The following is an 11,932-nucleotide window of genomic DNA, read 5'->3' as shown; positions in this document are numbered from 1 at the left end:
GAGGTGATCTCACCGAATTCCCGTGAGATAACCGTGTTCGAAGTGGGTGAGGGCGAGTGCGGCTTTGGCGATGTCGCCGATTCTGCTGGGGCTGGCGGTGATGTGCTGGAGGGTGCGCCAACGCTGGGTGAGCAGGGCGAAGCCGCGTTCGCCGAGGCAGCGCAGGTTGCGTAGGAGCCGGTTGTAGGTGCGGTTGTCCGGGGACAGGTCACGGCCGTCCTCGGGTTGCGGGATAGGGGTGTGAACGCCGTGGCCCGCGCCTTCGTAGGCGCCGTCGGCGAGTGTGGGGATGCCGTCGCGGGTGGCGAGGCGATAGAGGGCGCCGAGAACGTCCCGGCGGGCTGCGGTCAGGTCGTGAACCGACCCCGGTGCGACGTGGGAGATCCACAGGGGAAATCCGTCGGGGGCGAACAGCGCCTGGACGTTACCGCCGTGGGCGTGGGCTTTCCCGGAGTACCACAGGTCGATGTCTTTTCCCTTGATGCTGATCGTCTGCTCGGCGCATCGGTCGGAGGGGATGAGTTTCCCGTCCAGGATGAGGTGGGGCAGGTGGTCGGCCCGGGCGCGGTCCAGGGCTTGGTGCAGGCCGGGGGCTTGGTCGGCGAGTACGTCGACGGCCTCCTGGAGGTAGCGGTAGGCGGTGGCGCGGGAGATGCCGTGGTCGCGGCCGAGGGCGGTGATGTCACCGCCGTTGCGGAACCATCTCAACGCGAATACGGCCTGGTGGAAGCAGGTCAGGGCTCTGCTGCCCTTGGGGGTGTGCCGGCGGTGGCGCTCGGCCCGCAGCAGCCGGGCAAGGTGGCGGGCGAGTTCACGTGGGACGTCGAGCGTGGCACGATAGGGGATCACGTGGGGCCTTCCGGCAGGGACTTCTTGTGGTGAGAACCGTTCTACCGAGGGCCCCACACTCATTCCCACGCCCGGCCATTCGTCCGCGTGTCTACCTTGCCGATGTCGTCTGTGCCACTGAAATACTGCCTGTCCGGATCGATTTCTCCGAGATCACCTCACAGTCCGGTCGTATCTGAGGTTCGATCTCTCCCTGCTGCCCGAGGGCGTCGTCAAGTCGGCGACGTTGCGGCTCACCGGAGTCGGCGCGCCGGCGTGCGGGCCGGTGGTCGGGCACGGGATCCAGGTGCGCCGGGTCACCGGGACCTGGGCCGCCGACTTCCTGCACTGGGGCAACCAGCCCGCCTCGACCGACGAGGACGCCCAGATCGCCACCAAGGGCGTCACCAAGTTCTGCAAGCCCTCCCCGGACACGATCGAGTGGCCGGTCACGGACATCGTCCACGACTGGAGGGCCGGTGCGGAGAACCACGGCCTGGCGCTTCAATCTCCGGACGAGGCGGCTGGCGACGGCTTGTGGACCTTCGGGTCGTACGACAGCGAGAACCACCCCATCCCCCAGCTCGTGGTCACCATGGACGTCGCCTCCGCTCCGGCAGTGAGAGGGGTGAACATCGGGCCGAGCTACCGGGAGGGTGACTCCGTCTGGCTGAAGGGGTCCCCGTCGGCCATGTACGCGCTGATCAACGACCCGGCCGGCGGCCGGATGACCGCCGAGTTCCAGATCGAGCACGATCCCGCCGTCCCCGGCCAGGGCACCGGGCTGATCTGGACCGCAACCTCGTCCCAGACGTCCGCCAACGGCAAGCCGCTGGTCCGGATTCCGGCGGGGATCGTCCAGGACGGCTGGAAGATCCGCTGGCGCGCCCGCGCCCACAACGTGACGGCGGGCACGGTCTCCGACTGGTCGGCGTGGGGTCACGGAACCGTGGCCACCGACGTCCCCGAGATCACCGCCCACGAGGTGTTCCCGTCGTACCAGTACGAGGGCAGGACAATGAGCATCGGCCTGACCCCCGATCTGCGGGCCACCGTGACGCATCCGTTCGCCGACTCGATGTGGGTGGAGTTCCAGATGGAGTACGACCCGGAGCAGCCGCGCCAGGGAACCGGCCTGATCTGGGAGAGCGTCGACGAAGACGTTCCGTCGGGTGAGCAGGCGGTGGTGACAATCCCCGAGGGCCTCGTTGACGGCGGCCTGTGGGTCCAATGGCGGGTCCGGGCGAGCGGTGGGCCGTTCCAGTCGGAGTGGTCCGACTGGCAGAAGCTCATCCTCGACTTCTGAGATACCGCGCGCTATATATACTGATGGGCGGTATATATAGATGACATGAGGCAGATGCAGGAGCCGACGTTCCTGATCCTGACCGCGCTCGCGGCGGGCCCTCAGCACGGCTACGGCGTGATCGCCGACGTCGCCGAGATCTCCGGCGGCAGGGTCGTGCTGAGGGCGGGGAACCCTGTACGCCGCCCTCGACCGCCTGCGCGCCGAAGGTCTGATCGAGTCCGACCGTGAAGAGGTCGTCGACGGCCGGGTCCGCCGCTACTACCGCCTCACCGGTGAGGGCGCGACCCGCCTGGCCGAAGAGGCCGACCGCCTCGCCCGGTACGCCACCGCTGCGACCACCCGGCTCCGGCAGGCGTGGGGATGAAGCCACCTCGTGGTGTTCGTGATCACGCTGTGATCTGGCATTGTGAGACTTTCGCGCGCGAATATGAGAAGGGAAAAGCGCGTGAAGCGAGCGATGGCCGGGGCGATGTTGATCGTGGGTGCCTTATTGGTGCCTGTGGGACCGGCGCAAGCCAAAGTTGATCCGATCAAGGCGCTGAAGGCGCAGTTCGTCGCAGGGCGGGGCGTCAAGCTCAAGACGGTGCTGCAGGTGCGGGTCAAGGGCGGGAAGGGGACCGTCACCCAGGAGATGGGAGCGGTTCAGTTCGGTCCGAAGGGAGCGGTCGCCTCGGATCTCACTGAAAAGACGCGCTACGACAAGGGCTACTTCAGCGAGTCGAGCAAGGATGAGCGCGAGGCGAAGAAGAGCCTGGAGCGCCCCGGGAGGGTGATCTCGCTGCCGAAGGTGACTTACGTGCAGGGACCCCGGGCTGGAGAAGGGCTGCCCGAGGGCAAGTATTGGGTACGGAAGCGGCCGATCCCCCCGGTTCCCAGCGGGATCATCATCAGCGTGTTCGAGCCGAACACGGTCAAGACTCTGATCGCCAAGGCGGCTTCTGTCCGCGGTGGTGTGGTGAAGGGGTCCACCACGAGCGCGAAAATGGCGGCGCTCTCACCGGTGTTCCGCAAGCAGTTCGGTCCTGGCGGTAAGAGCGAGAGCGGGCAGATTTCCAAGATCACCTACACGTTTGTGCTCAACTCCGAGGGGCTGGTCACCCGCCTCAGCGTCAAGCTGCGGATGCCCGTCGGTGGCGGAACCATCGTCGACTACAGCTCCGACACCCGTCTCTACAACTGGGGCGCCAAGGTCTCCGTTTCCGCGCCCCCGCCCGACGCGGTGATCGACGAAAAGGACGTCAACCACTGATCGGCAGACGGCAACCGGTCCGGTGAGGATGGGCGGCATGGCTTGCCGCCCATCCCTGTCTGGAATTCAACGGCGGACGTCCGCGCCGTCGCAGCGATTAGATGATCATCCGGTCGGTACGACCTGAAAGGCCTCGGCGTAGGAGCCTTCCGGGAGGCCGCCGTTCGCCGCGTGGGTCGCCAGGAAGGTTTTGAGCATCTTGTCCAGGTCGGGGATGTGGCCGGTCTGGGACTCGTGGGCGGGCCAGGTAGTCCTGCAGTTCCTGGTGGCGAAACTGGTAGGCGATGCCGGCCGCCGGACACTCGCCTCGCCATCCGTCGGCGTGATCACGAGCTGTTCTCCCGGGCCAACCGTAATATCGGGGCACTGGATCGGACGGTGCGCGGGCGTCCCGGCCGTCTGGGTGCGCAGGCCGCGGCGTGGCGACGGGGTCAAAGGGTCACCGCTGATGGATTTCGATGTTTGGGATTCTCCGACCCGCTGAGGGTCCGTAATGTCGGCCGTGTGGAAATCGCGCTCTCTCTGGTGGGAACGATCGCGGGTGCCGCCGCGGTCATCGTCGCGATCATTCAGCTGCGCAGGACACCGAGGTTGCCCCGCGTATCGCCCGGAGACCAGGGGCCTGCCGCCCCGGGGACGGCGCGGCCGCCGGCCGTGCTGGCCGCGCCGATCGGCCGGCTTCCCGAGGTCAGGGGCAGGCAGGAGCTGATGCACGATTTCCGGCAGGTCCTGGCCCAGCGGGACGGCCGGTTCCTGGTGGTCACGGGAATGGGCGGGGTGGGTAAGACGACGGCCGCGCTGGCCTTCGCCGAGGAACTCCTCAATGCCGGCCGGAGCGTGTGGTGGCTTTCCGCGGTCGACGCGCTGACGCTCACCGACGGGTTTCTGGAACTCGCCGTGGCGCTGGGGATCACTCGTGGGGAGATCGAGGCGGCCAGGGCCGGCCGTACGAGTCCTGCCGATCTGGTTTGGTCGTGCCTGGAGTCCCGGTCGGACTGGGTGCTCTTCGTAGACAACGCCGACGACATCGACGCGCTGACCATCGGCGGTGCCGAAGCGCGGGACGGAACCGGGTGGCTGCGACCGTCCTCCTCGGGGCTGATCATCCTCACCAGCCGTATCTCGGATCAGGAAGCCTGGGGCAGATTCGGGCGGGTGGTGAAGCTCGGGTCGTTGAGCGCTGACGATGGTGCCCAAGTGCTTCTGGATCTCGCCCCGGACGCCGGAACCCGCGACGAAGCCGTCCTGCTCGCCGACACGCTGGGCGGTCTGCCGCTCGGGCTGCGCCAAGCCGGCGCCTTCCTGGCCTCGCCATTCGCGCAGCCGTCCTCGTTCGCGGAGTACAGGCAGGCCTTGCCCGTGCCCTTCCTCCAGTTGATGGGCACCCGTGTCGTGGCAACCTGGAAGGTTTCTCTGGACGCTTTGGCAGGCCGGGGGATCCCGCAGGCGCGGCCGCTGCTCCGGGTGCTGGCGTGCTTCGCGCCCTCGGTGGACGTACCGAGGGATCTGCTCAAGCTGGAGGTGCTCACGCGCCTGTGCGATCCCGGTGACCCGAACGCCGTCCGGGTCGGCCTCGACGCTCTGCTGGCAACCGGCCTCGTGGATAGCCGCGATCGAGGTTCGGTCGTGGTGCATCCGCTCGTCGCCTATGCCTGCCGTTTGGACCTCGCCCCGGAGATCACCCGGGTCGCGGCGGTGCTATTGCGCGAGGCGGCGGACGGGCTCCGTACCGACGATCCCGGATCCTGGCCATCGTGGCTGGGTCTCCTCCCGCACCTGCGCGACCTGTTGGCTGCGAGTGCCGTGCCTTTCGACGAGGAGGGTCTCGTCGCCCTCGCCAAGGCGGCTGACCTGGCTGGCGCGATGCTGACCCGGTCGGGCCAGAATCGGGAAAGCGAGGTTCTCGTCCGAGCGGCGTTCGAGCGGACGTCCCTTCTCAGCGACAACCACCCGCAGCGGCTGGCCCTGCGTTATCGCATCGCCGATGTGGAGCGAGTGCACGGCAGGCATCACGCCGTACAGCAGGCGCTTGAGGAGTTACTGGCGGACCAGGTCCGCCTTCTGGGCGCCGACGCGCCAGCCGTTCTCGCCACGCGCGGCAATATCGCATGGGCGCTGGCCGCGCACGGGCACTTGGTCGAGGCCGAGGCGCGCTACCGCGCGCTGCTGGAAGATCACGTGCGGATCTTCGGCCCCGACCATCGCGAAACTCTCACCGTCCGCCACAACATCGCCTGGACCGTCGCCATGCGGGGACGGTCGGCCGACGCGGAACGGCTGCTGAACGACATCCTCGCTGAACAGGTACGGATTCTGGGCGCCGAGCATCCCGACACGATCAGCACTCGTCACGATGCGACGCGGGCGATCGCGGCGCAGGGACGGTTCGAGGAGGCCGAGTCCCGGTTTCGGAAGATCTACGAGGATCGTCTCCGGATTCTGGGTGCCGATCATCCCGACACGATCAGCACCCGGCATGAGCTCGGGCGAATGATGGTCGAGCGGGGTGATGCCGCTCAGGCCGAAGCCCTGTTCAAGGAGGTCCTCCGCGACCGGCGACGTATCCTCGGGCCCGACCACCCCGGCACCCTGGCCGCGCGGTACGCCATCGCGTGGAGCATGGCCCGCAGGCAGCTATACGGTGAGGCCGAGGCAGCCCTCCGGGACGTCTACGCCGATCAGGACCGGATTCTGGGGAAAGATCACCCACGTACTCTGGTGACCCGGCACGAGATAGCGTTCCTCCTTCTCAAGCAAGGTCGATTCGCTGAGGCCGAGCCCTTGGCCGCCGTGACCTACGCCGACCGACTGCGCATCCTCGGACCCGAGCACCCCGACACACGGGCCAGTGAACGAGCCTTGCAGGCCATCCGTTCGGGCAGCCGATGAGCACTCCGGGCAGGCGCGGTGCGCATTGTCCAGGAGGCCGGCAAGTCCGCCGCGCAGGTGGCGCGGATGGCCGATCTCAGGGTTGGGTGACGAGTCGGAACGACTGCGCGCCGGTGCCGTTGCATGTGTACTGCACCAGCTGGACGCTGTCGGCGGTGGACGCGCCGGGTACGTCGACGCACTTGCCGCTGTGCCGGGCCGTGAAGTGGTAGTAACCACCGCCTTCGGAGACGGGCAGCCATTGCTGGTTGTTGCCGCCGCCATAGGCCCAGAGGTGCAGCAACGCGTTGTCCGCGGTGGACACCCCGCTCACGTCCAGCACCTGGGCAGGGTTGTTGCGGTTGTTGATCCGCACGTAGCCGCCGCTGGTCGGCTGGAGCTGGAACTGCTGCGCGTAGGAGTTGTTGCAGGTGTACTGCTGGATCGCCGTCCCGTTCGCGGTGCCGGACGAGCGGGCGTCAAGGCACTTGCCGCTGGTCTTGTTGACCAGGCTGACCCACGAGGCCGGGGGATTGGGGTCCACGGGGCCGCCGGCGCCGAACGGGCTCAGGATGATGCCGGCCGAGCGCGGGTCGCCGTCGTGCACCAGCGATTCGAAGGCGCCGACGTCGTCGAAGGCGAAGGCGTAGGCCTTCTTGTCGACCATGTTCGCGTGAATGATCTTCGCGTACTGGTTGGTCGGGTTGTTGAGGTAGAACTGGGACGCGTCCAGGCTGGGCTGGGTGTCGATGGTGCCGAGGGTGCCGCGGTTCAGGGCGGCGCACAGCGTGCGGGCGATCGGCCCGACGACCTGGTCGTTGGGCGCGTGCAGGTTGCCGTCGCAGCCCCAGACATGGGCGCTGGTCGGCTTGTTGAACGACGCGACCTGCTGTCCGGCGGAGTTGGTGAAGTTCATGACGTTGCCGCTGGTCCGGCCGAAGTACCTGATGGCGGGCTGGTCGGTGAACGGCACCACCGTCAGTGTCCTGCCGGTGTAGGCGTTCCACGCCGACGTGATGTAACCGTCCAGGTAGGTGGGGCTGAACAGGCCGGCGTCGGCCGCCTTGCCCGGCGCGAGGACGCGCAGCACGGTGCCGTCGGAACGGGTGTAGGCGGTGTTCGCCCATCCGGCCTGCGCCCGGATCGAGTTGATCGTGGTTTGGCGCCCGTTGGAGACGACGTCGCCGGTGCGCTTGGTGGCGCCGGTGGCGCCGGTCACGGTGACGGCGTGCGGGACGGCGAACATGTCGACCTGGGAGCTGTTGAGCCAGAGCCCGGAGTCGTTGTAGGTGAACTCGCTCCAGTCGAACAGGATGTCGCGGTTCGCGTCGCCGCCCGCCCACGGGGCGGGTTGCACCAGTCCGTCGGGGGTCAGGAAGAACTTGAGTTTCTCGCCGAAGGAGAAGTACGCCCGGCCGGAGAAGCCGCGCGGGAACCGGATGGTCGTGCTCGCACCGTTTCCTGGCCCGGCGATGGACGCGTCCGGGGCCGGTGACGGCGGAATCTGGCCGCCGGTCCAGGGAACGAAGGTGCCGGCCGCGTTGACGTAGCCGAGCCGGCCGGTGCTGAGGTTGACGCCGATCACGTACAGATAGACCGCGTCGGCGCGGCCTGTGCTGTTGGTGACGGTCACGGGCAGGAGAGCGGGTCCGATCGCCTGGGCGGGCGCGGCGGCGGCGAGCGCGATCGGGATGGCCATGGCGATCGCGGCCAGGGTGCCTAAGACCCTTTGCTTGGTAGGCATGTGCGAAAGTCCTCACATTCGTCGAGTGATGACGGTCGCTGACAAGGTTCACGAGCACCCGTCTTGGCAGGGCCTCTAGCAGAGAGAGCGCTCTCGCAGATTAGGCCGGGCTCCATCGCTCGTCAATGGATGAAGGGCGACGGGTGCTCCACGCGTGCCTCGTGTGGTCCGCCGCGGGAGAACCGCTATCCGCCCATGCTGGCGGCGTCCGCCGGTAGACGTCGTGGCTCGCGACCGAGGGCGTGCGGCGCCTGGGGCGGCTTCGGCGCCGCGACACCGGACCGCATTGACCTGCACTGGAGGGATTAACCTCCGGGCAATCAGTCGGAAACATTGACGAGAGGTGTCCCGGGCATTAGTTTCCGCGCTGAGAGAGCGCTCTCATCGCGGTGGAGGGAACCCGTCCCGCGGGACGTCTTCTCCGGTGCGTCCCCGACTCCACTGCGAAACCCCAGACATCTGTAGCCACCGATCCGCCCGCACCCCGGACTCCCACACCCCGGTCGTCACCACGGAGGAAGAATGGACCAGCCCATAGGGGCCCAGTTACCCGGCACCTCGCCGCCCAGCGCCGGCCCGCCGGCCCGCCGTACCGTGTCGCGGTCGGTCGTGGTCAGCGTGGTGCTGGCGATGATCGCCGCGATGCTCGCCTTCGTGGTCAGCACGCCTGCCGCCCAAGCGGGCACGGTCGGCGCCGGGTCGTACGCCGATACGCTGCCAGCCGGCCGTGCGCTGCCGTCCGGCTGCGGATCCCTGTCGACCAACCCGCGCGCCTACGTCACCGCGAACGCCCCGGCCGGCGCGGTCCCCACCAACGACTGGTGGTCGTCGCTGCTGTTCAAGCGGCTCGACTGCGCCTACGGCGAGCCGCTGCACGCGCACCCGATCTCGTACGACACGGTCTCCGGCGGCCTCGGCTTCTCCTACAACACCGTCGCCGCGATCAGCGGCACCGCGACCGGCGTCGGGGAGTACCACTACCCGTACGTGCAGGACATCCTGGTCGGCGTGACCGGGCTGAACTCGCCGGACGTCAAGGTGGACGGCTGGACGGACTGGACGGTCACCCCGTACTGGAGTGACGGCACGCGGACGCTGAAGGCCACCATCGGGCACGGCCTGCCGTTCGCCTACTTCCAGAAGACCGGCGGCAACGCGCAGATCACCACCAGCGGGACCCCGACCGTGTGGTCCAACAGCGGCGCGACCATCGGGTTCACCGTCAACGGCAAGGACTACCTCGGCTTCGCCCCCAGCGGCTCGACCTGGACGGTCAGCGGGACCAGCATCTCCTCGACGCTGAACGGGCAGAACTACTTCTCGGTCGCGGTGCTGCCGACGTCGCCGTCGACCCCGGCGGCCACCCGCACCAGCCTGGCGAACACGTACGCGCAGTACGCCCACGCGCACGTCACCGGCACCCGGGTGTCGTACTCGTACAACCCGAGCAACTCGAACGTCAGCACCACCTACACCTTCACCACCACGGCTCGGGAGGGCAGCGCGAGCGGCACCGTCATCGCGCTCTACCCGCACCAGTGGAACTACCTGACCGGCTCGACGCCGCTGGCGGAGACCTACGTCTCGGCGCGCGGCCAGATGAAGGTGGTCACCGGCAACTCGTTCAGCACCACGATGAAATTCCAGGGTGTGCTGCCCGAGATCCCGGCGGTCGGCGACAACTCCGGTGGCGACCTGACCACCATCACCAACTACCTGAACGCGGAGCTGGGCGACCCCACGGCCGGCCTCGGCGACGACACCTACTGGACCGGCAAGGGCCTGGGCCGGGCGGCGCGCATCGCGGAGATCGCCGACCAGCTCAACCTGACCGCCGTCCGGGACGCGGCGCTCAACCGCATCCGGACCAGGCTCAACGACTGGTTCACCGCCAGCGCGGGCAAGACCACCCGGGTCTTCTACTACAACTCGGCCTGGGGCACCCTGATCGGCTACCCGGCCTCGTACGGCTCGGACGCCGAACTCAACGACCACCACTTCCACTACGGCTACTACATCGCGGCCGCGGCGACGCTGGCGAAGTTCGACCCGACCTGGGCGACCAACGCCCAGTACGGCGGCATGGTCGACCTGCTGATCCGGGACGCCAACAACTACGACCGCAACGACACCCGCTTCCCCTACCTGCGTGACTTCGACATCTACGCCGGTCACGACTGGGCGTCCGGGCACGGCGCGTTCGGCTCCGGCAACAACCAGGAGTCCTCCTCGGAGGGGATGAACTTCGCCAACGCCCTGATCCAGTGGGGTCAGGCGACCGGCAACACCGCCGTCCGCGACGCAGGCGTGTTCATCTACGCCACCCAGACCGCGGCGATCCAGGAGTACTGGTTCGACGTGCGCAACCAGAACTTCCCGTCCACCTTCGGGCACTCCACGGTCGGCATGGTCTGGGGCTCCGGCGGCGCGTACGCCACCTGGTTCAGCGCCGAGCCCGAGATGATCCAGGGCATCAACATGCTGCCGATCACCGGTGGCCACTTCTACCTCGGCGAGTACCCGGCGTACGTGGCGACCAACTACAACGAGCTGGTCACCAACAACGGCGGCCCGCCGACGGTCTGGCAGGACATCCTGCAGGAGTTCCGGGCGCTCGGCGACGGACCGGCCGCTCTGGCGGCCTTCCAGGCCAACCCGGGTTACACCTCCGAGGAGGGCGAGAGCAAGGCGCACACCTTCCACTGGCTGCGCAACCTGGCCTCGCTGGGCACGGTGGACACCACGGTCACCGCGAACCACCCGCTGGCGAAGGTCTTCGTCAAGAACGGTGTACGGACCTACGTCGCATCCAACATCACCAACAGCTCGCTGACGGTGACCTTCTCCAACGGCACGACGCTGACCGCGCCGGCCGGCAAGACCGTCACCTCGGGCCTGTTCACCTGGAGCGGCGGCAACGCGAACGGGGGCGGCACGCCGACGCCCAACCCGTCGCCCAGCCCGTCGCCCAGCCCGTCCCCGAGCCCGTCCCCGAGCCCGTCGCCCTCGCCGTGCGCACCGGCCTCGCTGCTCTCGCAGGGCCGGCCGGCCACCTCGTCGAGCGTCGAGAGCGGCTACCCGGCCAACCTGGCGTTCGACGGCGACGGGGCCACCCGCTGGTCGAGCGCGTTCAGCGACCCGCAGTGGATCCAGGTGGACCTCGGCTCGGTGCAGAACATCTCGTCGGTGCAGCTGACCTGGGAGGCCGCTTACGGGCGGTCGTACCAGATCCAGACCTCCACCAACGGGACGACCTGGACCGACATCTACAGCACCACCACCGGTGACGGCGGCACGGACAATCTGACGGCGTCCGGGTCGGGTCGCTACGTGCGGCTCTACGGTACGGCGCGCGGCACCGCATGGGGCTACTCGCTGTGGGAGTTCAAGGTCTACGGCGGTGGCGTCTGCACCAGCCCGTCGCCCAGCCCGTCGCCCTCACCGCCCGGTCAGTTCTCCGCCAACCGGTACCCGCAGTCGAACGGCTCGCTGCCGGGTACGACGGGTGCGGCCGGCAGCGTCACGCTGGCCGCGGCCAACGGCAACCACGACGGTGTCCCGACCAACGCCGCCGTCTACAACGCGACCGGGTTGACCGGCACGTTCAGCGGCGCGGCCACCACGTTCGACGTGTTCGTGGACGCCGGGACCAACGTCGGCAACGCCACGCAGGTCAGGGTCTCCTACGACCTGACCGGCAACGGCAGCTGGGACCGGGTGGAGACGTACACGTACTTCGCCACCGACCCGGTGAGCGGGTGGGAGCACTACACCCAGGCGTCCGGCGTGAAGACGGCCACCGGCGCGCTCGGCAACCTGGCCGGCGGCTCGGTGCGGGTCGAGATCTGGAGCGCGATCGGCTCCACCACGACCAACGTCGGGATCGGCAACCAGAGCGTCATCCGGCTGCCCTTCGCGTAGCCGATGATGGCGG

Annotated in this window: 8 protein-coding genes and 1 pseudogene; 6 read left to right on the top strand and 3 right to left on the bottom strand. The window is 68.2% G+C overall.

The features are described from left to right. Positions 1 to 9: 9 nt before the first annotated feature. Complete coding sequence (locus Amac_RS10390; RefSeq protein ID WP_155354104.1) at positions 10 to 849, bottom strand: transposase family protein; 840 nt, start codon at positions 847 to 849, stop codon at positions 10 to 12. A gap of 172 nt (positions 850 to 1,021) precedes the next feature. Here Amac_RS10390 and Amac_RS10385 point away from each other — a divergent pair. The 4 genes and pseudogenes from Amac_RS10385 to Amac_RS10375 all read left to right on the top strand — a co-directional run. After that, positions 1,022 to 2,134 (top strand): annotated as a pseudogene (locus Amac_RS10385) (DNRLRE domain-containing protein); the annotation flags it as partial. Between the two features lie 45 nt (positions 2,135 to 2,179). Continuing rightward, positions 2,180 to 2,365, top strand: a complete 186-nt coding sequence (locus Amac_RS56015) for a helix-turn-helix domain-containing protein (protein WP_246268213.1) — start codon at positions 2,180 to 2,182, stop codon at positions 2,363 to 2,365. Further along, positions 2,310 to 2,501 (top strand): PadR family transcriptional regulator, encoded by a 192-nt coding sequence (locus Amac_RS56010; protein ID WP_307729718.1) that lies wholly within the window; start codon positions 2,310 to 2,312, stop codon positions 2,499 to 2,501. The genes Amac_RS56015 and Amac_RS56010 overlap by 56 nt, the downstream gene beginning before the upstream one ends. A gap of 81 nt (positions 2,502 to 2,582) precedes the next feature. Then, a complete protein-coding gene (locus Amac_RS10375; protein WP_155354102.1) occupies positions 2,583 to 3,386 on the top strand; it encodes a hypothetical protein in 804 nt (267 codons plus the stop codon). A 105-nt stretch (positions 3,387 to 3,491) separates the two neighbouring features. Here the strand turns inward: Amac_RS10375 and Amac_RS10370 are convergent, their stop codons facing one another. Beyond that, positions 3,492 to 3,716, bottom strand: coding sequence for a hypothetical protein (locus Amac_RS10370; protein WP_155354101.1), 225 nt, complete (start codon positions 3,714 to 3,716; stop codon positions 3,492 to 3,494). Between the two features lie 174 nt (positions 3,717 to 3,890). On the opposite strand from Amac_RS10370, the gene fxsT reads away from it, so the two are divergent. Continuing rightward, positions 3,891 to 6,275, top strand: coding sequence for an FxSxx-COOH system tetratricopeptide repeat protein (gene fxsT / locus Amac_RS10365; RefSeq protein ID WP_155354100.1), 2,385 nt, complete (start codon positions 3,891 to 3,893; stop codon positions 6,273 to 6,275). Positions 6,276 to 6,351: 76 nt separating this feature from the next. Here the strand turns inward: fxsT and Amac_RS10360 are convergent, their stop codons facing one another. Then, positions 6,352 to 7,998 carry a beta-1,3-glucanase family protein gene (locus tag Amac_RS10360; RefSeq protein ID WP_155354099.1) on the bottom strand — a complete coding sequence of 549 codons (1,647 nt, stop codon included), beginning with the start codon at positions 7,996 to 7,998 and terminating at the stop codon, positions 6,352 to 6,354. 522 nt (positions 7,999 to 8,520) lie between these two features. On the opposite strand from Amac_RS10360, the gene Amac_RS10355 reads away from it, so the two are divergent. Beyond that, positions 8,521 to 11,919, top strand: coding sequence for a glycosyl hydrolase (locus tag Amac_RS10355; RefSeq protein ID WP_155354098.1), 3,399 nt, complete (start codon positions 8,521 to 8,523; stop codon positions 11,917 to 11,919). Positions 11,920 to 11,932: the final 13 nt, after the last annotated feature.

Source organism: Acrocarpospora macrocephala (genome assembly GCF_009687865.1).
Taxonomy (GTDB): Bacteria; Actinomycetota; Actinomycetes; order Streptosporangiales; family Streptosporangiaceae; genus Acrocarpospora; species Acrocarpospora macrocephala.
This window is presented reverse-complemented; position numbering and strand designations above follow the sequence as displayed.